At 62.8% G+C, this 25053-nt stretch carries 19 protein-coding genes; all 19 read right to left on the bottom strand.

The features are described from left to right. Positions 1-51: 51 nt before the first annotated feature. A complete protein-coding gene (locus ACTNFK_RS00750) occupies positions 52-1512 on the bottom strand; it encodes an APC family permease (protein WP_435936455.1) in 1461 nt (486 codons plus the stop codon). A 130-nt stretch (positions 1513-1642) separates the two neighbouring features. After that, entirely contained in the window at positions 1643-2605 is a 963-nt protein-coding gene (locus ACTNFK_RS00745) for a D-2-hydroxyacid dehydrogenase (RefSeq protein ID WP_435936454.1), read from the bottom strand. Between the two features lie 54 nt (positions 2606-2659). Continuing rightward, positions 2660-3424 (bottom strand): SDR family NAD(P)-dependent oxidoreductase, encoded by a 765-nt coding sequence (locus tag ACTNFK_RS00740; RefSeq protein WP_435936453.1) that lies wholly within the window; start codon positions 3422-3424, stop codon positions 2660-2662. Between the two features lie 153 nt (positions 3425-3577). Continuing rightward, the gene (gene iolG / locus ACTNFK_RS00735) at positions 3578-4588 is read right to left on the bottom strand and encodes an inositol 2-dehydrogenase (protein ID WP_435936452.1); all 1011 of its coding nucleotides are present in this window, start codon (positions 4586-4588) and stop codon (positions 3578-3580) included. After that, positions 4581-5951 carry an aldehyde dehydrogenase family protein gene (locus ACTNFK_RS00730; protein ID WP_435936451.1) on the bottom strand — a complete coding sequence of 457 codons (1371 nt, stop codon included), beginning with the start codon at positions 5949-5951 and terminating at the stop codon, positions 4581-4583. Before ACTNFK_RS00730 ends, iolG begins: the two co-directional genes overlap by 8 nt. A 111-nt stretch (positions 5952-6062) precedes the next feature. Then, positions 6063-8009 carry a 3D-(3,5/4)-trihydroxycyclohexane-1,2-dione acylhydrolase (decyclizing) gene (iolD, locus tag ACTNFK_RS00725; RefSeq protein ID WP_435936450.1) on the bottom strand — a complete coding sequence of 649 codons (1947 nt, stop codon included), beginning with the start codon at positions 8007-8009 and terminating at the stop codon, positions 6063-6065. Between the two features lie 106 nt (positions 8010-8115). Next, positions 8116-9633 (bottom strand): PucR family transcriptional regulator, encoded by a 1518-nt coding sequence (locus ACTNFK_RS00720; RefSeq protein ID WP_435936449.1) that lies wholly within the window; start codon positions 9631-9633, stop codon positions 8116-8118. Positions 9634-9696: 63 nt separating this feature from the next. Then, a complete protein-coding gene (locus tag ACTNFK_RS00715) occupies positions 9697-10839 on the bottom strand; it encodes a Gfo/Idh/MocA family protein (protein WP_435936448.1) in 1143 nt (380 codons plus the stop codon). A gap of 181 nt (positions 10840-11020) precedes the next feature. After that, positions 11021-12784: a hydantoinase B/oxoprolinase family protein gene (locus tag ACTNFK_RS00710; protein ID WP_435936447.1), complete on the bottom strand. Its 1764-nt coding sequence runs from the start codon at positions 12782-12784 to the stop codon at positions 11021-11023. Between the two features lies 1 nt (position 12785). Next, positions 12786-14867: a hydantoinase/oxoprolinase family protein gene (locus ACTNFK_RS00705; RefSeq protein WP_435936445.1), complete on the bottom strand. Its 2082-nt coding sequence runs from the start codon at positions 14865-14867 to the stop codon at positions 12786-12788. A 51-nt stretch (positions 14868-14918) separates the two neighbouring features. After that, positions 14919-15812, bottom strand: a complete 894-nt coding sequence (locus tag ACTNFK_RS00700; RefSeq protein WP_435936443.1) for a fumarylacetoacetate hydrolase family protein — start codon at positions 15810-15812, stop codon at positions 14919-14921. Positions 15813-15831: 19 nt separating this feature from the next. Continuing rightward, positions 15832-17112 (bottom strand): aspartate aminotransferase family protein, encoded by a 1281-nt coding sequence (locus ACTNFK_RS00695; protein ID WP_435936442.1) that lies wholly within the window; start codon positions 17110-17112, stop codon positions 15832-15834. Between the two features lie 18 nt (positions 17113-17130). Next, entirely contained in the window at positions 17131-18078 is a 948-nt protein-coding gene (locus ACTNFK_RS00690) for a C-terminal binding protein (protein WP_435936441.1), read from the bottom strand. Positions 18079-18299: 221 nt separating this feature from the next. After that, the gene (locus ACTNFK_RS00685; RefSeq protein WP_504925789.1) at positions 18300-20099 is read right to left on the bottom strand and encodes an AAA-type ATPase lid domain-containing protein; all 1800 of its coding nucleotides are present in this window, start codon (positions 20097-20099) and stop codon (positions 18300-18302) included. Positions 20100-20694: 595 nt separating this feature from the next. Further along, the gene (locus tag ACTNFK_RS00680) at positions 20695-21108 is read right to left on the bottom strand and encodes a Fur family transcriptional regulator (protein ID WP_435936439.1); all 414 of its coding nucleotides are present in this window, start codon (positions 21106-21108) and stop codon (positions 20695-20697) included. A 142-nt stretch (positions 21109-21250) separates the two neighbouring features. Then, a complete protein-coding gene (locus ACTNFK_RS00675) occupies positions 21251-22078 on the bottom strand; it encodes a metal ABC transporter permease (RefSeq protein WP_435936438.1) in 828 nt (275 codons plus the stop codon). Beyond that, on the bottom strand, positions 22075-22935 hold the full coding sequence (locus tag ACTNFK_RS00670; RefSeq protein WP_435936437.1) for a metal ABC transporter permease: 861 nt from the start codon (positions 22933-22935) through the stop codon (positions 22075-22077). The genes ACTNFK_RS00675 and ACTNFK_RS00670 overlap by 4 nt, the downstream gene beginning before the upstream one ends. A 2-nt stretch (positions 22936-22937) precedes the next feature. Next, positions 22938-23744, bottom strand: a complete 807-nt coding sequence (locus ACTNFK_RS00665) for a metal ABC transporter ATP-binding protein (protein ID WP_435936436.1) — start codon at positions 23742-23744, stop codon at positions 22938-22940. Further along, positions 23741-24904, bottom strand: a complete 1164-nt coding sequence (locus ACTNFK_RS00660) for a metal ABC transporter substrate-binding protein (RefSeq protein WP_435936435.1) — start codon at positions 24902-24904, stop codon at positions 23741-23743. The genes ACTNFK_RS00665 and ACTNFK_RS00660 overlap by 4 nt, the downstream gene beginning before the upstream one ends. Positions 24905-25053: the final 149 nt, after the last annotated feature.

The following is a 25053-nucleotide window of genomic DNA, read 5'->3' as shown; positions in this document are numbered from 1 at the left end:
GTACCCCCGAGAGGCATGGAGCTTCCCGGGGGTACTGCTGTGGTTGAACTACTACAGGCTCTGGCGGCCTAACCGCGCGTACACATCCGGCTTCCGGCGCCGCAAGAATAGAGCGTAGGTGATCCCACCGAGGAAGAGCGCAAACGTGAATGACATGAAGATCACCGTCAGCACAATTGATCCATCGATCAGGTCGGAGTAGTTGGTAATGGCTAGGTAGGTGATCAATCCCAGGAAAAGCGCGCTGATCGCCGGCGCAACAAGTGTCTTCCAGATGGACTCTGGCTGGGCACGATGCCGGCCGACGAAGTAGACAAAGACCGCGATGCTGGTGATAAAGAGAAGTAGGAGAACGGAAAAAGTGCCGCTTCCGCTCGCCACAGGATACAGATTCTCAGGAGGTACCCCTAACACGGCGAAGAGGACGATCGCGGCGGCCCAGAGTAGTCCAACCGAAAGTGCTGAGATGTGTGGGGACTTGTGCTTGGCGTGGACCTTGCCCAGCCTCGCCGGAAGCACGCGATCGACGGCGAGCGAGAAACTGTAGCGCGCAGCGATGTTCTGGATCGAGAGCATCGACGCGAGGATCGAGGTAATCAGCAGGACCACTGCGATGTCTGCGAATGTCCTGCCGATCAGGCTGGTCACTGCGTCACCAAAGAGATTGACCGTGTTCGCCTCGGCCGCGGCCTGCGCGGAATCGCTTCCGAGAAATGCGATGTACGCCCAGGCCGCGAGGGCATAGAAGAGTCCGATGCCGACGACGGCGAGATACGTGGCCCGGGGGATGGTGCGTTCCGGATTCTTGACTTCTTCGCGATAGATGACTGTAGCTTCGAAACCGAGGAAGTTGCCGACGGCGAAGAGTAGCGCGAGCCCGAGACCAGCATCGGTGATCCAGGGCAGGGTGAAGCCAGCATCGTGCGTCGCGTTTCCGGCGTTGTTCACGAAGGAGAACACGTTGAATGTCAATACGACCAAGACCTCCAGCACCATCACGATCGTGAGCACCTTCGCAGAGAGATCGATGCGGTTATAGGCGAAGAATGTTGTGGTCGCGATGATAGCGAGCGCGAGCCAGTACCAAGGGATGCTGGGTCCGTTGAAAGTGTTTACCACGAATCCCTGCAGCGTGAGTGCGAAGAGCGACGGAGCGAAGAATCCGATAAACAGGTAGCCGAAGAGCGCGAGGAGTGCACCGCCGAGACCGGCCGGCTTTCCAAGGCCGGCCGTCACAAATGAGTAGAAGCCACCGGGATTGTCAACGCTGCGGCTCATCCGCACGAACCCGACTGAGAAGATGAGGAGCATCATCGTAAGCAGCAGGTAGATTCCAGGCGCGCTGTGCCCGCTGAAGATCAGAAGCACCGGAATGAATCCGGCGACGGTGGTGAGCGGGGACGAGAAGGCGAGCACGCTCATCACGAGCTCCCCTACTCCCATACTGCCGCTGAGGCGCTGCTTCGGTGTCTGCTCTGCGGTGACCGTCGGATGCTGTGTTGCGCTTGTCATGTAATCCTCGTCATTGAACGATGTTGCTTGCAGAGTAACTGTAAATCCGGTTCCCCACGGTGAAATTTTCCAGCATGGAACACCAATGGGCCCAAGTCGTACACCTGGCCCATTCGTGTTCGCAGTTCAGTCAGCTCCGGGTGGCACCCATCTGCTTCAGGTTGACAATGTCGTTCAGCGGCTCGTCTGCCTTCCACTTGCGCAGGTTGGTGGCGAAGCACTCCGCGACGCGCCCGCGCCAACCTACGAGGTCGCCTGAAGCATGTGGGGACACGAGAATCGTGGGTCGCGACCAGAATGGGTGATCCACGGGCAGTGGCTCTTGCTCGAACACGTCGAGGGCCGCCCCCGCGAGATGCCCGGAATCGATGGCCTCCAGCAGATCCGCCTCCACGATAGCGGCACCTCGTCCGACGTTCACTAGGCGCGCGCCCTCCCGCAGGCGCGCGAAGCGCTCACTGTTGAACAGGCCCCGGGTTTCCTCTGTCAATGGCATTGTAAGCACGACATCGTCGACATTGCCGAGCAAGTCGTCGAGTTCCGAGAAGGCGTGGATCCTTCCAAGTCGGTTATCCGTGCGGGCTGTACGGCCAACGACCGTCACCTCCATGCCGGCTCCCCGCAGCAGAAGCACAGTCTCCTGACCTACCGGACCGGGACCGACGACGAGCACCCTGCGGCCTAGAATGGGTTCCGTTTCGCGGTGGAGCCATGTGCGTTCGAGTTGGAGTTCGACCGTGCGGCGCAGATCTTTTGCGAACATAATGATGACACCGAGGATCCATTCGGCGATAGGCCGCTCGCACACCCCGCGCGAATTGCTCACGACAATGTCACTGTCAACGATTTCGGGCGTCAGAAGCACGTCAACGCCGATGCTCGACGTGTGTATCCATTTCAAGTCCCCAGGGCCGACCTCGCGGAGAAGTTTCGTGCGGAAATCATTTAGGAAGAGAATCTCGGTGCCGGGCTGGGCCGCCCGAAACTCCTCAGCCGTCCTGACGACAGTGACTTCGGCCTCATCCGCGAACGATTCAAGTGGCGGCACCGGACGACCTTCGGGCACGATCACAATCGCACGTGGTTGAGACATGGTATTTCTCCTTCGTTCTGCATTGACATCCGATCGCGCGTGCGTGCGATCGTCCTATATGGCTGAAGTTCCGCCATCGACGCTCAGTGCAGCACCTGTGGCGAAGGTGCCGTCGATCGCGAGGAAGTAGATCGACTTCGCGATCTCCTCGGGTGAGGCAAGCCGTTCCAGCGGCACGCTGAGCTCCTTCTCACGCAGCGCGCGCCCGGGATCTGGAGATTCGTTCAACGCTCGTTGCATCATGGGTGTGTCGATCGGCCCAGGGCACACAGCATTCACGCGGATTCGGGGCGCGAGTTCTGCAGCGAGACCTCGAGTAAGGCCGACAACGCCAGCCTTCGAGGCGCAGTAATGCACGAGTCCCGCTGCTCCCATCGTCGCGAGATCGGAGGCAACATTGACAATACAGCCGCCCGACTCGCGCAGATGAGGAATGGCTTCGCGTGACACGTAGAAGGCTCCCGAGAGGTTCGTGTCAATCACAGACCGCCACGCGTCGCCGGTGATGAGTTCTACCTTAGCGGGTGCCGCGATCCCCGCAGCATTGACCACAACATCGAGGCCGTCGAGGTGGCTCCCCGCACGTTGCACCGCAGTTTTCACACTCTCCTCATCCGAGACGTCGACCGAAAGAGCGATCGAGGTCCCCCCGATCAGTGATTGCACCCGTTCCAGATCCGATACGTGACGCCCGAGAAGCGCCACGTTCGCGCCGCGGGCGCTGAACAGCCTGGCGGTTGCTTCGCCGACACCGGAGGATGCTCCGGTAATGAGCACGCGTGCTCCCTCGATCTGAATCTTGGCTGATCGTCGATCCATCGTCTTGCCGTTTCCTTGCTGTTCAAGAATGACTGTTGCTCAAGTAGAGCAATTCGCTGCCAACAGACGCTGTTCCAGATCGGGACATGACCCAGATCTCGACAGATAGGCATGCGTCCCGATGTCGGTGCCACGGGAATCTGCGCGACTGGTTCAGCTGATCTCGTCCGTATTCACGGTGCGGCCCGCGCGAGCGGACCGGAGGGCGGCCTCCGCAATCACCTGAGCCGCCCGCCCATCCTCAAACGTCGGGCTACTTGATTCCCCGGTGCGCACCCACGCGACGAATGCGTCGAGTTCGTTTGCGTAGGCGCGGGCATAGCGCTCGAGGAACTGCTCAACGTAGGGGCGATGCGCTGCAGCTTGAGATGAATTCGAGACGGTCACGTGACTCGCTGGTACGTTCTCGACACTCAAGAGGCCCCCGCCACCGAAAGCCTCGATGCGCTGGTCGTATCCGTAGGCGCTGTGCCGAGAGTTCGTGATCGTCACAATCGCACCGGTACGCGCCTTGAGCGTCACGGCCGCGGTGTCGAAGTCGTCATGCTCGCGCGCACTCAGATCGAAGAGACACGACCCGACCGCCGTCACCTCCTTTATCTCTCCCACGAAGAAGCGCGCGAGATCGAAATCGTGGATCGTCATGTCGCGGAAAATGCCCCCTGAAACCGCGATGTATGCCGGCGGCGGGGGCCCCGGATCGCGGCTCGTGATGGCGAGATGCTCGATCGGCCCGATCTCGCCAGCGCCAACCCGTCGATGCACCTCAGCTATTGCAGGGTCAAAGCGTTGGTTGAAGCCGATGGCCACAGGACTCGTGGCTCGCTCGACTCGTGGGCGTAGTGCCTCGACGCGTCCCATGTCCAGGTCGATTGGCTTTTCCGATAGCACGGGAATGCCTCGGTCAATGCATGCCTCGATCAGTTCAATGTGAGTGGGCGTGGGCGACGCGACCACGACTGCGTCCACCAACTCACTGTCCACGGCCGCCAGCGGGTCGGCAGTCGCCGTGCCGCCGAATCTTCGCGCGACGTCCTGGGCGCTCTCGACCATAGGATCCGCGACCACAGTGAGTTCTGTCTCAGCACACGAAGCGATATTCGACGCGTGCACCTTTCCGATGCGCCCGGTCCCGATGAGCGCGATGCGCAACACGCTACTCATCCTGGGCACCCCCGGCAAAGCGGAACAGCTTCTTGTTGGCGAACTCAAGTAGCCCGGCCTGCCCCAGCTCGCGCCCATATCCCGACCTCTTCACCCCACCGAACGGCACATCCGCAGCACTCAACCCCGTTGCACCGATGAACACCATGCCAACGTCGAGGTGCGAGCCAACTTGCTCGGCGCGATCCAGATCGTCGCAGATGATCACCGAGCCAAGACCGAAGGGGGACGAATTCGCCAGTGCGATCGCCTCGTCGTCACTGCTCACCCGATACAGCTGAGCGACCGGTCCGAAAAGCTCTTGACTGTAGACATCCATCGCGGGTGTGATGCGCGTGAGAATAGTCGGGGTGAAGACGTTGCCCTGCGGTTTTCCGTCCCCGACCAGTATCTCGGCCCCTTGATCGACCGCGCCGTTTACGAGGTCCGCGAGTTCGCGGGTCGCCGATCTGGAGGACAGGGGGCCGAAGTCTCCGGCTTCGTAAGTCTGAGCGCTGAGGGCACGCGCAAATTTCTCGGAGAACTCGTCGAAATACTCGTCGAGCACCACGATGCGCTTCGACCCAGTGCAGCTCTGGCCGCTGTTGTCCATGCGTCCCCGCACGGCGTGCTCGACCGCGTAATCGAGATCGTTAGTATCGAGCACAAGGAACACATCGGCGCCCCCCAGTTCGAGCACGCACTTCTTGAGGTGCTTGCCCGCCTGCGCGGCCACGGCCGCACCCGCTCGCTCAGAGCCAGTCAGCGACACGCCTTGCACGCGATCATCTGCGATGATCTCGCCGATTTGGTCGTGGGTGGCAAAAAGGTTCACGTATGCGCCTTCGGGGAATCCCGCATCGCGGAAGATGCGTTCCAATGCCAACGCGGATTCCGGGCACTGGGAGGCATGTCGCAGGAGTACGGTATTCCCCAGGATCAGATTCGGGACAGCAAAGCGCACCACCTGGTAGACCGGGAAGTTCCAGGGCATGACCCCGAGAAGAACGCCGATGCCCTGATAGCGCAAGAAGGTGCGTAGCCCGTCGTCAACAGGCAGAATTTCGTCTGCGAGCCAATCGGCAGCCTTCTGTGCGTATGCCGAAGTGATCGCGCTTGAGAACTTTACCTCTCCAACGCCCTGCGCAAGGGGCTTACCCATTTCTCGGTTGATTATCTCGGCGAACTCCTCCGCACGCTCCTGGAAGAGATCGGCAAGTCGAGCCGCAGCAGCAGTGCGCTCCTCGAGCGTACTCGTGCGAGACCACCCCCGATAGGCGCCATCGGCGGCGGCGATGCCCGCGTCAACCTGTGCATCTGTTGCCGCAGGATACTCGGCCAGGGTCTCACCGGTCGCGGGATTAATGACCGCGAATGCTCCCATGATGTCTCTCCTTCTTCGTTGAACTTCTGGTAACCGCCATCCGGCGCCTGATGCAAGAGACGGGCAGGATCCTGTGGATATCCCGCCCGTCGTCTCAGTGACTACGGAGAATCAGCGCTCGCTGGGGGCGACTGTTGCGCCGAAGTACCGCTGTCGCTCGCGCCCGACGAGGTGCTTCGCCACGCCCGCGCGGGTCACTTCGCGCTGTGAGGTGAGGGGCACCCCGACATCCCAGAACGCACCGTTGCCCGAGAGATAGCGGAACTGCTCAACGTTCGCGACGATCACAGCAGGGCCCGTGACGGCCTGAGCCTCTTCGAGCGCTGCGGCGAATTCCTCGATCGTCTCGGTCGACCAGGCTGCGGCACCCATGCTCGCAGCGTTCGCCGCGATATCGATGTCGACGATCGGGCCGTCGAGACGTCCCGAGACCGGGTTGCGCTCTCGGAGCTGCGTGCCGAATTCCCTCCCGCCGCCCTTTGCCGCCTGAAGTGGCCAAATGCACTGATGCCCGCGATTATCGATCACGATGACAATAATCTTCTGGTGCTCTTGGACCGCGGTCACAAGCTCCGTCGGCTGCATCAAGTAGGTGCCGTCGCCGATCAGCACGTACACCTCGCCATCGCTATTCTGCTGCGCCAAACGATACCCGAGACCGGCCGGAATCTCATGTCCCATGCATGAGTTCGCGTACTCGAAGTGGATCTCCGCACCATTGGAGGGATCCCACGCCTTGTGAATACCTTCGACGACGCCGCCGGAACCAAGCACTAGTGCGTCCTGAGCGGTAATGCGCTTATTAAGCACGTCGATCACCTGGGCCTGGCTCATCCTCTCGTCCGGGAAGTCCTGGAGATCGTGCTCCCGCACTTTCCGGGTCTCTTCCTGGGCCGCGGCGATCTCATGCGCGTATGAGTTGATTGGCGCGAAGCCCACGTCGGCGAGCCGCTCATGCAGTGCGAGCAGTGAGCGCTTGGCGTCACCGATCACCGGGAACGATCCCATCTTGTGTGCGTCGAATGCACCAACGTTCAGGTTCACGATCTGCACGTCGGGGTGGCGGAAAATCGAGTGTGACGCTGTGATGAAATCCTGCAAACGGGTACCTACTGTGATAACGCAGTCAGCCTGTCCTGCGATCTGGTTACTGCCAACCGTGCCGGTCACACCGAGACCACCCAGACCGAGCGCACCGACGGGCCCGGCACCCTTTCCGGCATACGTCTCGACGACGGGAATGCCGAATCGATCGCTGAACTCGGCGAGCGTCGACTGCGCACTCGAGTACCGCACACCGCCACCGGCCACGATAACCGGACGCTGCGACGCGGCGATAATCTCGGCCGCCCCGGCCAGCTCCTCCTCCACAGCGGAGCGGCGACGAATGTGCCACACGCGCGGAGTGAAGAACGCCTCGGGGAAGTCGAACTCCGCACCCTGGATGTCTTGCGGGAGGCAGACCACTACCGCACCCGTTTCTACGGGATCGGTCAGCACACGCATTGCCTCGGGAAGCGTCGAGAGCAACTGGCCGGGGTGGGTGATTCGATCGAAGTATCGACTCACGGGGCGGAAGCAATCGTTCGCGGAGACATCGCGCTCGATCGGGTGTTCGATCTGCTGGAGGACCGGATCGCCAAAGCGATTGTTGATGATGTCGGCGGGAAAGATCAAGACAGGCAGACGATTCGTCGTCGCCGTTGCCGCACCACTCACCATATTCGTGGAACCGGGACCTGCAGACGCGGTACACGCGAGCGTCGCCGCTCGATTCGAGGCCTTTGCAAACCCGATGGCGGCGTGCACCATGTTTTGCTCGTTCTTGCCGGGATAGTGCGGGAAGTCGACCCCGTACTCGTCGATGCCTTGCGCCAAGCCGACGGAATTGCCGTGACCGAAGATGCCGTACATCCCGGGAATAAGACGACGACGTTCTCCGTCAAGCTCGGTGTACTGCACCTGGAGGTACTCGATAATCGCCTGGGCGACGGTTCGACGCCGCACAGGCGCCTTCGGGTCACCAATACCTGCAACGGCAGCGGCCATGCTGCTCATGGGGTCTCCTCAAAGTTCGAAACGGGTTCGGCGACCGGGGTCGCCGCGTACCGGATTAGGTTCCCATCGGACTGTGGCAGGGAAGTGTCCCACTTTGATACCGGACTTAATTGTCGGTGTCTCGCACGATTAATGCCTGCGCCTCGACCGCGAGCCATAGCTCAAAGGACTCACGCATATTCTTAAGGTCTCTCCCGGTGAGTTGCTCGATCCTGTTCAACCGGTATCGCAGGGTGTGCTCGTGTACGAACAGCGCCCCTGCCGTCGCGCGCATGCGCCCATTCTGCCGGAAGTAAACAGCGAGGGTGTGGAAGAGCTCGGACCCCTGTGACTTATCGTGCTCGAGAATTGGGCGGAGTGTGTCTTCGGCAAGACGCTCCATGGTGGAGGAGTCGGGGTTCAACCAACGCACCAGCCCAAGCTGCATTTCAGTGAAGACGACTTCGGGTCGATTTGAATCAACAGCGAGGCTTTGCGACCATCGCGCCTGCCGCAGCAATCGCGGTATATCCGAGAACGCGGTGCTCGTCGGGCTCGCCCCAATCGAAACGTTGAGCGCAGCACCGAGCTCGGCAAGCTGATCATCAGTGCACTGAACCACTCCGATGAGCTGATCCTGCCACAGGATGGCGTGCCGGATCCGACGATCCGCAAGCCAGTCCCGCGCGCGCGTCTCAGGCAGGGGGTTGGGAATTCGCCCGAAGGCCACCACGCGGAATGGGGTGTCGCGCACGAGACCGGCATCATGCAGCCTGCGTTCCACGTCCGCGTGCGAGGCACCTGCTTCCAGAGCGCGCGCTAGGGCCGACCCCCCTGCACGGTGCGCGGTTTCACGCCGACGCTGATCTTCGATCGCGTCGAGAGCGGCGAGCGTGCTGACGTGCTGGAGCGCAGCGAGTCCCTCAGGGTAATGTTCCTCGTGCTCGATCCCGACGAGATACGCGGTAGCCCGATCCCCAACGAAAAGCGGCACCAAGTAGCCGCCCGGCAACACGCGCAGATCGGTCGCGTGCAGCGCATCTCCCCATTCGATCTCCGGCACCCACGGCCAGTTATCGAGCAGAGCCTGTCCCGCAGGCGATATCAGAGCGAGCCGGTAGCCCGAAATCTGCTCAAGCTGGCGATATATACCCGGCACATCGCTGTCGATGGTGTTTCTCAGGCGCAGGGTCTCGAAGATGCGGAGATGTCGGGCGAGCCGGTCCCGCGCGGAACGCTCACTCGCATTGGCGACGAGATAAGAGAGCTCGATAAAGGGTACCTGTCTTGGAATCTTCAGGACAGGGAAACCGAGCTCGTCGGCGACCGCGAGCATTTCTGGGGTGAAGTCAGGGGCGCGGACGCTCACCGCGATGCCCGCGAGACGGTGCTGCGCAAGTCGGCGAACGTACTCCGTCTGTCCGGGGCCGTCCTCGGGGATCCCGAATCCGTTGACGATTAGCAGCTCACCGCCCTCGAGCCACGGGCCCGGATCTTCGAGCTCGGAGGTATGTGTCCACTGCACCCGCCGCCCGAGTCCGGCGGCGCCCGCGACGAGTTCCAGGCCGAGGTGCGGCATCGAGACCAAGTCCGCGACGGTCAGTTGCCCTCGGTCCACCCGGGGTGTGGTCGATCGCTGCTGCATCGGCAACCTCTCATCTTTGAGAGACCGATGCGCCCCGGCAGGAGCCAGGGCGCATCGGTCATTTCAGTCGAATCGATACGGCTCGTGCGGGCCTACCGACGGCAGAGGGCGCGGACGCTTGCACGTACTCGCAATCTCGATGTGACGGCCATCCTGAGACGACTGTTCGAACGCGAGCAACACTTCGAGCACATGGTAGGCAAAAGCCCCAGCCGTGCGGGGCTCAATACCAGCACGAATGGCATGCCCGAACTCGGCGAGTCCAATACCGCGATAGGCATCATCGCGATGCGTCAGCGCGGTCTCGCGCCAATCTCCGCCGCCTGGGGGTGTCATGTCGAGCGCCAGGTCGCGAGGTTCCCCACGTCGGAGCACCGGCGCACCATCGAAATGATCTGGGTTGGGTGCCGCGATCGAGCCCCCGGTACCGTAGATCTCGAAGTGCGGGAGGTTGTGGTTCCACACATCCCAACTCACGACCACCGTGGCCACAGCACCTGATTCGAAATCGATCGACCCCGAGATGTGCGTCGGCGTCTGGATCGCGATTTCACCCTCATACCCGCCGGCTCCATCGGGGCGCGGCCGAGTTTCGGACGACTTCGCGGCAGATGCCGAAATGCGTCGCACCGGGCCAAAGATATTCACCAGGTTCGTGATCAGATAGGGTCCGATATCGAGCATCGGGCCCGCACCGGGGCTATAGAACGGGTCGACGTTAGGGTGCCAGTGCTCGTAGCCACGGTTCACGAAGGAGCCGAAGGCGGCAACGGGCTCGCCGATCCAGCCGTCATCGATCAGCTTGCGGCTGGTCTGTGCTCCCGAGCCCAAGAACGTTGTGGGTGCCGATCCCGCATATACACCGGCCACCTTCGCAGCGTCGAGAATCTGCTGCGCCTCTTCGAGCGAAGTGGCGAATGGTTTCTCCGACAGCACATGCTTTCCCGCCGCGATGGCCTGCAAACTTACCGGCGCGTGTAGTTTCGGCGGAGTGAGGTTGAGCACGAGCTCGATCTCGGGATCGGCGAGCAGTTGATCAGGGCTGAGGGCCTTCCGCACGCCATACTCTTTGGCCCGTGCGGTGACCGCAGCCTCGTTTACGTCGGCCAGTGCCACGATGTCAACTTCGGGGTGAACGCCGATCTTGTCAAGGTACTGGTTCAGAACGTTTCCGACACCGATGATGCCGACTCGAATGGGTTCCATAATTCTCTCCGTCAGTCACATTTCTCGGTGAGCCGCACGCCGTGCGAGGGCTCGATGGGAGGGCGAAGTTTTGGTCACTGCCCGAAGACTCGAACGGGCGAACCGCAGCGGTCCGCCCGTTCAGTGTTACTACAATCTCAGAAGAGTCCGCGAAAGCCGTGTCCCGTTCTGAGACACTCGGTCAGCGAGCGCCCAGCAGGTCGCGTCGGTGGGCGATCGTAGCGGTGCTGTCGACTGCGCCATCCGCAATCACGACGCCGTAGACTTCACGGGCCGCTTCAGGAGTCACGCGCAAATCCTCGACATCTGTGAGCACTGCTTGGGGCTCGCGCTCTAGAGGATCTCCATAGCCACCGCCGCCCGGAGTGATCGAGACGACCCTCTCACCGCGACGCAGATCGTAGCGTCCGACCACCGGAATCTCCTTACGATTACCTGACACGGCGTCGATGACCCACGCCTCCGGTACGGAGCCGCCGTGCCCGCCGCGCACACCCTGCGGCGGGTTCAGTCTGCCCTCGATGCCGTAGGTCAGCGTCACCTCCTCGTCCCGTGCTTCAATTACCACTCGCGTCGCCAGGCCGCCGCGCTGGCGACCGGCACCACCGGTATCAGGTACGAGCGCACGCTCATGCACCAGGATCGGGTAACGCTGCTCATCGACCTCGACGCTGTCGTGGTACAAGAGCGCCCCGCAGACCGGCCTCTGGTAGGTGGGCCAGCCATCGACGAACGGAGTCGCCGGGCCGCCTACGCCGCCGACGAGAATCTGATTAACATAGGCGTTGCCATTGCGCCCGTCAATACCCGAAATAACCGACTTCGCAGGAGCCTGACCCGCCGCACCTTCCGCGGCGCCGTACCCGTCATCGATCTGCGCGAACGCCGCCTGGACCAAGTTCACCACTCGATCCGCGAGGTTGGTCGTTCCCGACGAGCAGGAGAACGGGTGCTTCGGCACCCCGACCGCGCAGCCGTCTCGCAACTGTACCTCGATGCGCCGGAAGGTACCGGCGTTGCTTGGAAGGTTTTCCGGCAGCCCCGAGAGGATTCCAGCGAGTGCAGCTCCCGTAGCCGTCGCCCGCGTCAGGTTCAGCCCGTTGGGAAGATTATCCGGGTTGTCGCGCAGGTCAATCGAGATGCGCCCCTCCTTGGGACGCACCGTGATAGTAGCCTGCAACGGCACCCCGTCGGGCCCGGTGCCGGGAAACGGGTCGTGAGCGGTCGAGCCGTAAAGCTCAACGGCCGGGAGGGTCTCGATCGTCGACTGGGCGAGGCGCTCCGAATAGTTAAACCATGCGTCGACGAAATCGACGAGGTCTTCGGCACCGAACTTCTCGGCGAGTTCCTGGATGCGTCGCTCTGCGATGCGCGATGCGCCCACCGAAGCGAGGTAGTCGCCATACCACTGATCCGGCACACGGATCCGTGCACGGCACATGCGCACGATGTCGTCGATGTCGTTGTAGTCGCGCTGCACGCGCACGCATGGGAAAATGAGCGCCCCCTCCTCATACACGTCGCGGGCTGTCGCGAAGAAGGTGGTCGGCAGAGAGTTACCGCAGTCCGCCTGGTGGGCCTTCGTCACCGCCGTGAACAGGTGCCGCCCCCCGACGAAGATCGGCACGAGAATGCAGTGGTCGGCGGCGTGCGAATTACCGCGATACGGGTCGTTATGGAGAAACGCATCACCCTCGCGGATGTCGTCGTGCAGTTCCACCATGTCCTCACCGAGCGGGCCCGCGCCGAACACGTGCACAGGCACGCCTTCCGCAGCAGCCAGCAGCTGATTATCGGCTGTGAGCACTGCGCACGAGAAATCGCGCGCCGTGTTGATCACTGAGGATCGTGCGGAGCGAAGCAGCCCACTCGTCATTTCACGGACGATGCCGTCAAATGCGTTGGCGAGAACAGAGAGCTTCACCGGGTCGAATTCGCGTGTCATGTCACGCCTCCTTACGGGTGAGGTAGATGTTGGATCGGTCGTCGAGTTCGGCATCCCACTCAGGCGGCACCACAATGGTGGTCGTCGGCTGATCGATGACGGCGGGTCCGATGATCCGGTCACCGGGGCTCAGGGTAACGCCGCGGTAGCGCGCTGTGGCATGCGGCTTTCCACCGAACACGATGTCGTCGGTGCGGTGCACTTCGGGCGAGGAGCCTTGGGAGCCAGGCGGCGCAACGAGTTCGGGACGCGGGATCTCGACGCGGACACCCCAAGTGATGATTTCGACGCGGCTGTCGGGGTCGTGCGTCCCGTTGCGGCGATCGTGCTCGACGTGAAACGCCTGCTCGACGACTTCAGCCGCGGACACCGGTGACGGTGCGGAATCGAGCATAACCCGGAGATCCCAGGCCTGGCCGGGGTACCGGGCATCGACGAAGTATGAGATCAACGCGTCAGTTCCGCTGAACCGCTCAGCAAACACGGCGGCCTTACCCGAAAGATCATCCAGAGCGGTCGATGCAGAGTTCACATCGAACGTTCGGGTGTCGTTGTGCAGCGGTGAGAGGAATTCCGTCGCGATCGGAGCCCGATGCGCTCCATAAGCGGCAAGCACTCCAGCGGTTGCCGGGATCAACACAGTATCCGCTTCCAGTAGAGCACCGATGGCCGCGGCGACCATCGCTCCCGCACCTCCGCCGGCCACAATCAACGCACCGCGCGGATCAACACCCTGTTCGAGCGAGGACTGACGAATGGCAGTGGCCATATGATTCGCTGAGACATCGAGAATTGCCTGGGCGGACTGCAGCGTGTCACGACCCAGCGCATTGGAGATGCGGCTGTCGATTGCGCGAGTCGCAGCGGTACGGTCAAGCGTGAACCCGCCCTCGAACCCCTGGGCATCGAGGTAACCGAGCGCGACGCACGCATCTGTGACGGTCGGCTCTTCGCCGCCGCGGCCGTAGGCCGCCGGACCGGGTGTGCTTCGCGCGCTCTGTGGTCCGACACGTAGCAGCCCTCCGGCGTCGATCCAGGCAATGCTGCCGCCGCCGGCACCGATGCTCGTGACTGCGACAGAGGAAAGACCGGTGAGGTGACCAACGAAGGGTTCCCCGAGCCATGCCTCGCGAGTATGGCGCACGATGCCGTTTTCGACCAGCGACACATCGAAGGTGGTCCCGCCCATGTCACACACCACGACGGTGTCGTTATCAGGTGCCGCGGCAGCGCCGACCAGCGGGGCCATCGACGGGCCAGAGTTCAGCAACAGCACCGGTCGATTCAAGACGTCGGCGACATCCAGCACGGCACCCTCCGAGGTAACGACGAGCAGGTCGCCAGCGAATCCGTATTCGACGAGGTCGACTCGCAGTTTACCCAGGTGATCCGCCATCAATGGCTTCAGCGAAGCGTCGATCGCTGCGGCCGAAGTGCGGCGATACTCACGGATCGTCGGGTTTGCTTCGTTGGAGAGCGTGTAAGGGATGCCTGGCAGTTCTTCCTCGATTAGCTCGGCGACGCGACGCTCATGCACGTCGTTGATGATTGACCACAGGAAGCTCACTGCGATGGCCTCGGTGCCGTCTGTGGCGAGCCCGCGCAGTACCTCTCGGGTGCGCTCCTCGTCGAGCGGGACGAGTACCTCGCCCTCCGCCGACAGTCGCTCCAGGATCTCAAAGGTCTGGTTGCGGGGAATGTAGGCCGGCGGGTACGCGGCCTTCGAATCGAACGCTTCGCGGCGTCCGCCCTCGCGGAGCAGCAGGGTGTCCCCGAAACCTGTTGTGGTGAGCAGGGCCGTTTTCGCGACCTTCCCGGTGAGCACGGCATTGGTTGCGTGCGTCGTACCGTAGACGATGACGTCGGCGTTGCGCAGCACGGTATCTCCGTCCCACCCAACGGACTCGGCGGCCCGGCGCACGGATGCCTCGAATCCCGTGAAGACGCGATCGTAGGTGGTGAGCGCCTTACCGACGGCCATACTGCCATTGCTCGAGCCGACGACCACGTCGGTGAAGGTGCCGCCCGTGTCGACGGCGATTCGGTATCGCGCCTCGTCGGCGCCCGTAAGAACTTGACTCATGATGTGTGTGCTTTCTTATGGAGGAGGAATAAAGGAGAATCCGGAGACGGATCAAACTGCAGCAACCCGGTTTCGCAGCGTGCCCACGCGCTCGACTTCGATCTCGACGGTGTCGCCCGGGGCAATCCAGACAGGCGGGGTGCGCTTGGCACCAATCCCCTGTGGGGTGCCAGTTGCGATCACGTCACCGGGTTCGAGGGTAAGGAACCCCGAGATGTACGAGACGATCGTGGCGATCGGGAAGATCTGATGGCGCGTATTCGAGCGCTGCATCTCGATGTCATTGACTCGGGTAACGAGCTCGAGCGTCTGCGGGTCGCCGATCTCGTCGAGCGTGACCAGGGCCGGGCCCCACGGGGTTGATCCGTCAACGGCCTTACCGGGTGTCCACTGAGTGCCCCGGAATTGGAGATCGCGTGCGGAAACATCGTTGAGCGGAGCAAGCCCCGCGACGTACTCAAGCGCCTCTGCTTCGCTGACGCGTGATGCGCGTCGCCCGATCACGATGGCGACCTCACCCTCGAAGTCGAGCTTTTCGCTCACGTCAACGCCGCCGATCTCATCGAACGGGCCGATGAGGGTCGATGCGAACTTGGTGAAGACATCGGGGTAATCGGGCAATGCACGTCCGGTCTCAGCGACGTGGTCCTTGTAGTTGAGCCCGACACAGAGCACCTTCGCTGGGTCCGTCACTGGGCCGATAAGGCCGGCCTCGGCCACAGTGCCCACGAGTGCGCCGACCGCAGTCTCGCCGGCACCTGCGAACACCTTGCCGATTTCGGGTAGACAGTCGCCGTACAGCGTGAGGAACTCCTTCACGGAGGGCGGTGCGCCTCGATCAGCGACTTCGGTGTCGGCCAGGAGCTGTTCAAGGTCGTACACCTCGTCGCCGATCAGAACTCCACCCCGGGGTCCGTAGGGATGGTTGTATGAGACAAGTTTCATTGCTGTCGCTTCTTTTCGGTCAGGCGCGGTCGGTGCCGGCGGCTACAGAGTTCACAGCGTCGGCGAGTCGATCGGCGATGTCGGCACCAACGTTCTCGTCCATCGCGGTCGAGAGAGAGAGAAGGTTCGCCGGGGACCCGAGCAGTCCGCGCTCGTATGTCGCCCACCAGAGGCGGTGCTGCAGATCCTCGGCCACCTTCTGTGCGCCAGCCGGAACAGCACGGAGCAGGGACCCGCGACCGCGAACCTCCCATCCTGCGTCGGCGATGCGCTCACTGACTGCCGTGCGCACATGGTCACCGATGCGGTTGAGACGCTGCACCTGCTCATCCGGGTACAGTCGCAGCGCAGCAGCGCCAGCTGCCATGCTGACCGGGTTGCCTGAGAAGGTGCCCCCGTGCGGCAGATTTCCCGGCCGGGTGGGATCGACCTCGGCCATGAGCTCACCGAGACCCGCGACTGCTCCCACAGGGAAGCCGCCACCGATGAGCTTTCCAGTGGTGAGCAGATCGGGTTCGACACCGTACTCACCGCTCAAGCCGGCGTGCCCCAGCCGCAGGCTAATGGTCTCGTCGATAATGAGCACAACACCATGCCTCGTCGCAAGCTCGCGCGCGGCGCGCACGAAGTCTTCCGTAATGCCGATCAGACCGGCACGGTTCGGCAGCAGATCCAAAATTATCGCCGCATATGCGTTCGGAGCTGATTCGACCGCCTGAGTCAGGAACTCGATGTCATTCAATGGCACAGCGGTTACATCGTCGATCACCCCCTGCGGCACACCCTTGGTGTACGATGGGCCACCGGGAACCAGTGCGACGTCCGACGTCCCGTGATAACCACCCTTTGTCACGATGACCTTTTCACGGCCAGTCGCAGCGCGTGCAATTCGGAGCGCCGACATCACGGCTTCGGTGCCTGAGTTCGTAAAACGCACCTGATCGAGTGACGGCAGCCTCTTGAGTAGCAGGTCCGCGAGTTCCCACTCCCAGAGATTCGGGATCCCCCAGCTCGCGCCCGCCGACAGCGCCTTCACCGCGGCTTCGGTGATCTCAGGGTGGGCGTTGCCGTGAATCAACGAGGTGAAGTTGTTGTTCGCGTCGATGAGCTCGCGCCCACGATCGTCCCAGACCCGGAATCCCGACCCGCGGATGGCATAGGGACTCGGCTCACCGGTGAAGTAGGTTGATCGGCCGTATCCACCCGGCAGCAGGGGAAAGCCACGGGGCCCGCGTCGCAAGTGAGGATCTTCAGCGAGCGTCACATGCGTGACGCGCTCGGTGGCAGTGTTCGTATTCACGTTGGAGTCTCTCCTGTCTTAGTTCACGAGATCGATCAGCGGCTGGCCGGTGAGCGCAAGTCGTACCCGCTCTACAGCACCCTCCTGCAACGCACCCGTCGAACGGTTCGAGCGCCAAGCGATATGCGGCGTAAGAATCGTGTTGGGTGCCTTTCGAAGGGGATGATCAGCGTCGAGCGGCTCCTGAGCGAAGGTGTCGATCCCCGCACCGGCTACGTGACCACTGATCAACGCTTCAGCCAACGCAGCTTCGTCCACTAGCCCACCCCGCGACACGTTGACAATGACAGTTCCGCGGCGCATGCGTTCGAGCGCGGCGCCATTGATGAGATTCCACGTGTCGTCGGTCAGCGGGAGATGGAGCGAGACCACGTCAGAGCCTGCAAGAAGGTCATCGAGATCGGCGAGATCGAACTCACTCTCTGTGACGAACGGATCGTATGCGCGCACCTGAGCTCCGACCGCGGCGTACATCCGCGCGACGTGCTGGCCGATGCGTCCAAGGCCGACTATGCCGACCTCGAGCTGGGAAAGAACGGGGGTGTCGTACCCGATGATGCCGCCCCAGGCGAAGTCACGGATAGCAGCGTCGCCGGCGGGAAGCCGACGCGCCAGGGCCAAGCCCATTGAGAAGGCATGCGAGGCAACCTCTTCAGAGGCGGTGCCAGGCACGATCGAAACAGGGATATTAGCTGCAGATGCAGCATCGATGTCGATGTTGTCGTACCCAATTCCGTATCGGATCACCGCCTTGCACTGCTGCATCTTCGGAAAATCGCTCGCCGTTAATTTCGCGTAGGGAGTGATCATCACGATTTCGGCGTCGGCGAGACCATTGCGGAACTCCTCGACATCGCTCGCTGCGATCAGTTCATAGTCGAACTCCTTTGCGAGCGCGTGCTCCCGTTCAAGGTCGGGGAAGTGGTGGGGAGCGACCAGGATGGTCCCCTGTCCTTCGCGGTTCATGTGCAACAATCCTGTTCTCGTCTTTGACGGTTGAGGTCCGCAGCCGAATCGATTCTCGCCTGCGTTGTGTGACCATTCCACTGCTCGGAGACTCGCTCAAAACGTCCCAGATCGATACACGCTGACGCATCAAAAAAGGGCTTACCGCTGAGACCGTGGAGTGAACGGTCTCAGCGGTAAGCCCTTGAAGTGCGCCGCACCTGCGGCTGGTCGTCCCTGAGCTAGAGGTCGAGCCCCCGGCTCCGGAAGAAGTCCATCCGCCGATAGAGTGTCGAGCGACCTATCTGGAGCATTGAGGCTGCAAGCCGACGATTCCCTTTCGCCTCGCGCAGAGCGTTACTCAACTCGCTGTACTCTGCTTCCTCAAGCCTCGACAACCGACCCATAGAAGCGACCCGTTGGAACGAACTCGGCAGGTCGTCCATGGTCGCCTCACCACCACGTGATCTCTCCAGAGCGTTGATTACAATAGAGCGCAATTGCTGAACGTTTCGCTCCCAGTCGGCGTTCATCAGAGCGGAGAGCATTTTCCGCGACAGGGTCTTCTCTCCGAAGTCTGCCGCAAAGGCCTGCGCGAGGAGCGGGATGTCCTCACGACGATTACGAAGCGGCGCAATCTCGAGCTCGAGTGCGCCACTGAACTCTGCAATGCGAATAGTGGTGGGGGTCGATCGATTCGCGGTCAGAATCACCGTTGATATCGGATGCCCACCGAGTGTCCGAACAATTTCGATGCCTTCGAGCTGACTTAGTTCATCCGCGTGCCCGATCACAAGCGTGTCTGGGCTGGCCCCAAGGGCCTGAGCAACCTCTTCGGTTAGCGGCAACGAGCTGCTCCGGTTGCGGGCATCGACGAAGACGCTGCTTCCGCGGAGCGCGGCAATTGCTCCAGCCAGTCGACGCTTGCCAGTCCCAGCTTCTCCGATCACTACCACGGACCGTGACTGTTCGACGGCACGGGCCGCCAAGGAGAGCGTAGTCTCGAACTCATGACTCGCGCCAACAAGTCGCTGTCGCAACTGAGCGAGCGTGAACGACTCTTGCACCGGTGTCTCTTCGCCAGCAACGGCCACAGAACGTCGCAGGCGGCGTTGCTCGACACGAGGCCTAACCGTCACGATGGCTCCAACACTCGCGCCCGAAAGCTGCACTGCAGTCAGCGTGAGCTCAGCCGATCCGAGCCCACGGAGCGTCACGTTCGCAGTGCTGGAACGACCGGAGGACATGACCGACTTCGCGTAGCCTTCCACGATCGCCAGATCGTTCTCTTGCAGACGCGATGTCGCGGCGGCATTCATGAGCGAATTCTTACCGTCCATCGCAATGATGGGCGTGTCTCCGCGCCGCCGCGTCACGGTCAAGTACTCGTCGAGAAGCGCGCGCTCCCTAGAGGAAGTGCGGGTCGCGATGTCCTGTTCGATTCTCGACGAGACCCCCTCAAGCATCAGTAACGTCGATCCTGGATCGATCTGTAATACTCGTGCTTCCGGAAACGTGAGACCCACAACGGCACGAACCCGGTTGTGAAACGGATCCCGGATCAGTGATCCGAAGCACCAGTTTCCCCGCATGTCTTCTCGAAAGTGCTCCTCGGGCGCGAGCCAGACTCCACGCCCTTCCTCTAGCGCCAGGCCCTCGCCGTTGCTGCCACAGTTTTCTTCGAGTAACGAATAGCCCTCCGGAAAACTATCATCAGCGCGGAGGAAACTCGGATGGATCAGTGCACCGTTGGGCGCCGTAAGGCTCACGTAGCCTCCGAGATCGGAAGCCACCTCGTCGAGTTTGCGCAAGTGCGGCTCCGCGGCTCCGAGCGTGTGCTCGTCAACTCGACCGTCATCGAACAGCCCACGGTTAGCTGATCCATCCACGCCCGCGGCTCGGCTCCGGTACCACGATCGAGCAATCATTGGTCTCAGTCCAGACACGTCGGCATCCAAGGCCTCAAGGATCAAATCTCGTGCTCGATCCGCGATCCGGAACTCTTCGACACGTCGGGACGAAGCAACAGCATGACCAGTCATCTCGGACCTCCTGATTCTCCACACTGAATGTCGGAATGTGCGACCAAAGTAACACAGAAATCTTTTGACTAACTGTCTCAAAAAATCGAAAACAGGACATCGGAATTATCAGTACATCCAAAACTCAGTCCACCTATTGATGAGGCACAACGGGCCACATTGGCTGGAAGAAATGCCTGGTGCATGTCGAGGTCTCTTGGCCGGGGTGCGCCGGAACTTCCATCAGCTGGAGGCCTCAATCCACCTCCACGGCACCAGTCCGGAGGGCACCTAGACACCCTGATGCATGAAGATCTGCTTCGGCTACGTTTCTTAGTCTGTGCCACACGTGGAGGGAACCTGAACTAAGTAGAGAAGCTTTTCTGGCCGGCGACACGCAGGCCAGAAAACAACATCGTAAACCTGGAAAACCAGGAAGTCGACGATATCGAAAACAAGCGCATCGACTAAGACTCTTGCGTAACTGTGCGGGAGCATTCATTTCGATTCGTTTCCTCCCCCATACCTGCGCTTCAACGATGCGAGAAGGAATAAGGTCTGTCACGAGTTGAAGTCCCAGTGAATGGGCCTCGGCAGTAGCCGCGCCGCAAGCAACCTACGGAGCGGTTCCCTGCTGGCATTTCAAGCACACCCCAAAGAGATCCACCACATGCTCGATGTCGGTGAAACCATGCTCAGCACCCACCCGGCTCGACCACTCCTCCACGACGCTCGCCGCAAGCTCCCGGGTGTCGCCGCAGCGACGGCAAATGAGGTGGTGGTGGTGGCCCTCCATCGCGCACGAGCGAAACAGGTTCTCGCCGTCGGGAGACTGCAGCGAGTCAGCCTCGCCTGATTCGGCAAGGCCGGCAAGCGCCCGGTAAACAGTCGCAAGACCGATGGTGGATCCCGCCTCGCGCAGGCTCTGATGCAACTGCTGGGCACTGACAAAGCCGCGCACCTCGGCGAGCGCCGCACGCACCGCCTCGCGCTGCCAGGTATTGCGTTTGGGCTGGGTTTCCTGCGTCATGAACCAGTCACCTCTCCGTTTACTCCTCCGAGGCTACCTGCTTGCCCCGAATCCGGGTGCCTTCCCTCCGCATTCGGGCAGCACTTGTCGCTCGAACTCGGCAAGCGACAAGTACTGCCCGGCTGCGGTGCGTGCTTCCACTTCACCTGACCTCGGTCGCGGCGGACCGACGGGTGCGGCGCGAACGCGCCGTGATCCACTGTGCAACAAATGCGAGCAAGAAGACGCCAGTGGTCACAAGCCCGATCGCGCCGCCCGCGGCGACATCGAACTCGCGTGAGACCCAGAGCCCGGCAAGGCCCGAGGCGATGCCGATGAATGCCGCGATCGGCGGAATCAGCCACAGATTCGGCGCGAGGATCCGCGCGGTCGCGGCGGGTGCGACGAGGATCGCCACGCCGAGAATCGCACCCACCGCGGGCATCGCGACCACCACCCCCGCCGCGACGACCCCGGTCACCACGAGCTCCACCGGCCACGCGCGGAAGCCCGCCGCGGCGAATCCGACCGGGTCGAAGGTGTGCAGCAGCACCCCGCGCCCTGCGACGAGCATCACGAGCAGCGCGAGCACTAGCACCACCGCCGTGGCCGTGACATCGGCGGTCGTCACGGCCAGCGGCGAGCCCACGAGGAGCGCCTCAACCGGCACCCCCAACCCGGGATTGAGGCTCGCGAGGAGCGTGCCGAGCGCGAAACCGAAGGAGAGCACGACCCCGCTCGCCACCTGCTTTCCCTGCCCCGGGATCCGCGCGAGGAGCGTCATGATGAGCACGAGCAGGCCGGCAAACAGCGCCTGCCCGATCAGGAGGTTCCAGCCGACCAGGGCGAAGACGACACCGCCGGGGAAGGTCGCGTGGCTGAGCGCCACCGCGAAGAACGAGCGGCGACGCAGCACAATCAGGGTGCCGACCACGCCGGAAAGCAGGCCGAGCAGCGTGATCTCGAGTGCAGCGAGGGCGAAGTAGTTCATGCGCGGCCTCGCGATCCACCGGCGAATGCGAAGCGTGCCATCGCGGCCAGACCGTAGATCGCGACCAGGAGGAGCACGACCACGGCCCCGGGAGACACGGTTGCGCCGGCATCGACCGACCAGGTGAACGACAGCCACAGTCCGGCGATGCCGGCGACCAGGGGCACCAGGATCGCGATCGGCACGAGCAGCGCGAAGCGCGGAGTCAGCAACCGTGCGGCAGCCATCGGCACTGTGAGCAGCGCAATCACCATGAGCACGCCGAGTGCCTGCACGCCGGCGACGACGAGGAGGGCGACCGAAACCCCCAGCGCGAGGTCAGTGCGAAGGGTGCGGAACCCCGCGGCCTCGAAGCCAGCGGGGTCAAAGGCGCGAAAGAGCTGCGCGCGCGCCGTTAGCAGCATCACCGCGACCGCTGCGATCGCGACCACCACCGTCTGCCAGAACTGCGCCTCGGTGACCGTGAGGAGTCGCCCAAAGAGGAGTTCCTGCAGCTGCGAGACGTACCCCTCCTGGCGTGAGACCAACACCACACCGAGGCTGAAGAGGCCCGTCAGCACGACCGCGATCGACGCGTCGGCACCCAGCCCTCCGCGCCGTTCGAGCACGGTAAACAGCACCGCTGCGGCAAGCGCCGCGATCACCGCGCCGGGCAGCAGGCCTGCTGTGCCGCCGATCGCGGCCCCCACCACGAGCCCCGGAAACACCGCGTGCACCAAGCCGTCGCTCACAAACTCCAGCTCGCGCAGGCTGATTCCGAGGCCGACCACCCCGGCAGCGATCGAGAGCACGACCACGGTGGCGAGCCCGCGCGCCATGAACGGCAGCTGGAACGCCTCGAAGAAGCCGAACTCCACGGCTACTCCGTCTCGCGGGTGGTGGTGATGGTGTGCTGGTCGAGTTCGACGGTGGTGTCTTGGAACGCGTGCTTCACGGCCTCGAGGGTGAGGGCCTCGTCGAGCGGGCCGAACGCGGCCGGGTGCCCGGGCTGGCCGGGTTTGTGGCCGGTGGCGAGCAGTAGCACGTGGGTGCACGCCTCCTGGGCGATCTCGAGGTCGTGCGTCGACACAATCACGGTGCGCCCCTCGGCGCGCAGCTCCCGCACCAGTTCGAGCAGCGTGTCGCGGTTTTCGCGATCCAGCCCATTAAACGGTTCGTCGAGCAGCAACAATTGTGGATCGGAGGCCAGCGCCCGGGCCAGAATGCCGCGCTGCTGCTGCCCGCCTGAGAGCTCGCCGAAGCGCTGACCGGCGAGGGCCGAAAGCGCGACGCGTTCGAGGGCGTGGTCGACGGCCGCCCGGCCCGCGCGCCCGACGGGGCGGATCGGGCCGAGGCTGCGGTACAGCCCCATGGTCACGACCTGGCGGAGGGTAACTGGGAGTTCGGCATCGCGGCTGTCGGCCTGCGGGAGGGTGCCGATGTGTTTGCGGGCCCGCACCGGGTCGGTACCGAGTACCTCGATCTCACCGGCGGTGAGCTCGGCGAGGCCGAGGATGCCGCGCAGAAGCGTCGACTTGCCCGAACCGTTGGGCCCGATCAGCGCGACGGCTGATCCACTGGGAATGTCAAGGGTCAGGTCAGAAACACGCGTGCGCCCTGCGTAGCCGAAGGCGGCTCCGCGCAGGGCGACGGCGGGGGTAACGGAGGTGCTCAGGGATGAGATCATTGCAGCTCCGACGGTAGCTCGTCGGGAGTGACGCCCCACGCTTCCAGGATCACGCGGGTGTTGTGAATCGTAGCGTCGATGTACGTCTCGGCTCCGCTCCCGGGCGCCCCGAGCGAATCCGCGAAGAGCGATTCCTCGTCGACCACGGTGACCCCGGCCTCCTGGGCGATGGTCTGCGCGAGCTTCGGGCTCATCGATGATTCGACGAAGACGGCCTTCGCCCCATGCTCCGTGATGCTTGCGACGAGCTCGTCGATCTGCGCGGCGCTCGGCTCGGCGTTGTCTTCGAACGACGGCAGGATCGAGCCGGCGAACGCGATGTCATAGTCGTGCAGGTAGTAGCGCAGTGAGTCGTGGCCACTCACGAGCACGCGATCCGCCTCGGGCACGCGGGCGAACTGTGCGGCGATCCACTCATCGAGTGCGTCGAGTCGCTCGGTGTAGGCGGCGGCATTCTCGGTGAAGAGCTCGGCGCGCTCGGGATCGGCCGCAGCCAGGCCCTCTGCGATTTGATTCACCATGTCGGCAGCATACTGCGGTGAGGTCCAGAGGTGTGGGTTGATGTCGCCGTGATCGTGACCATCGTGCGACTCCTCGGCCGGCTCGGCGGGGTGCTCCTCCGCCGCGTGATCCGGTTCGCCGTCGCCATCGTGGTCGTGGTCGTCGGCAGCCTGGGAACCGTCGTCACCGCCCGTGGCATCCGCCGCGTGATCATGGTCACCGCCCAGACCCTCGGCGGTGATCTCCTCCGCCTCGTGCAGATCGACGCCCTCGCCCGCCACGATGATCGTGCCGTCGAACCCTGACGACTCCACTGCGCTGTCAATGAAGGTCTCGAGGTCGACCCCGTTCACAATGAGCACGTCGGCACGCCCGAGCTCGAGCAGGTCAGCCGGCGAGGGGTCGAAGTGATGGGCCGAGGCACCCGCCGTGAGCAGGCCGGTGAGCGTGATGTCATCTCCGCCAACCTGGCCCGCAAAATCGGTGAGCTGCGTGGTGGTGGTCACCACGCGGAGGGTGCCGGTCTCGCTTTCGGCACCGGAGTCACCAGGTCCGCTCGTGCAGCCGGCGAGGGCGAGCGCGGCTGCCGCGGCGAGGGAAACGGCGGTGAGCGCGCCCCGGCGAGCCGGGCGAGCGGTGCGAGAATCTGCGGTGTTCACGGGGAACCTTTCCAGTGGCCACGTCGGCCTGTCTTAATGAGAACGAGTCTCACTATATCCCTAATGAGAACTGTTCGCAACAAGGTGGATCGGACGTGCGGAGAGGCAGCGAGTGGATCGCGCACGGCAGCCTGTCCGAGGTACTCGTC

The sequence above is a fragment of the Leucobacter fengyongliangi genome, assembly GCF_052386045.1.
This window is presented reverse-complemented; position numbering and strand designations above follow the sequence as displayed.

Excerpts from the sequence above, each read along its gene's own strand:
- ACTNFK_RS00675 (WP_435936438.1), bottom strand. The coding sequence starts at position 22,078 with ATGAACTACTTCGCCCTCGCTGCACTCGAGATCACGCTGCTCGGCCTG.
- ACTNFK_RS00750 (WP_435936455.1), bottom strand. The coding sequence starts at position 1,512 with ATGACAAGCGCAACACAGCATCCGACGGTCACCGCAGAGCAGACACCG.
- ACTNFK_RS00700 (WP_435936443.1), bottom strand. The coding sequence starts at position 15,812 with ATGAAACTTGTCTCATACAACCATCCCTACGGACCCCGGGGTGGAGTT.
- ACTNFK_RS00730 (WP_435936451.1), bottom strand. The coding sequence starts at position 5,951 with ATGGGAGCATTCGCGGTCATTAATCCCGCGACCGGTGAGACCCTGGCC.
- ACTNFK_RS00680 (WP_435936439.1), bottom strand. The coding sequence starts at position 21,108 with ATGACGCAGGAAACCCAGCCCAAACGCAATACCTGGCAGCGCGAGGCG.
- ACTNFK_RS00715 (WP_435936448.1), bottom strand. The coding sequence starts at position 10,839 with ATGGAACCCATTCGAGTCGGCATCATCGGTGTCGGAAACGTTCTGAAC.
- iolG (WP_435936452.1), bottom strand. The coding sequence starts at position 4,588 with ATGAGTAGCGTGTTGCGCATCGCGCTCATCGGGACCGGGCGCATCGGA.
- ACTNFK_RS00685 (WP_504925789.1), bottom strand. The coding sequence starts at position 20,099 with ATGACTGGTCATGCTGTTGCTTCGTCCCGACGTGTCGAAGAGTTCCGG.
- ACTNFK_RS00705 (WP_435936445.1), bottom strand. The coding sequence starts at position 14,867 with ATGAGTCAAGTTCTTACGGGCGCCGACGAGGCGCGATACCGAATCGCC.
- ACTNFK_RS00745 (WP_435936454.1), bottom strand. The coding sequence starts at position 2,605 with ATGTCTCAACCACGTGCGATTGTGATCGTGCCCGAAGGTCGTCCGGTG.
- ACTNFK_RS00665 (WP_435936436.1), bottom strand. The coding sequence starts at position 23,744 with ATGATCTCATCCCTGAGCACCTCCGTTACCCCCGCCGTCGCCCTGCGC.
- ACTNFK_RS00740 (WP_435936453.1), bottom strand. The coding sequence starts at position 3,424 with ATGGATCGACGATCAGCCAAGATTCAGATCGAGGGAGCACGCGTGCTC.
- ACTNFK_RS00690 (WP_435936441.1), bottom strand. The coding sequence starts at position 18,078 with ATGAACCGCGAAGGACAGGGGACCATCCTGGTCGCTCCCCACCACTTC.
- iolD (WP_435936450.1), bottom strand. The coding sequence starts at position 8,009 with ATGAGCAGCATGGCCGCTGCCGTTGCAGGTATTGGTGACCCGAAGGCG.
- ACTNFK_RS00720 (WP_435936449.1), bottom strand. The coding sequence starts at position 9,633 with ATGCAGCAGCGATCGACCACACCCCGGGTGGACCGAGGGCAACTGACC.
- ACTNFK_RS00710 (WP_435936447.1), bottom strand. The coding sequence starts at position 12,784 with ATGACACGCGAATTCGACCCGGTGAAGCTCTCTGTTCTCGCCAACGCA.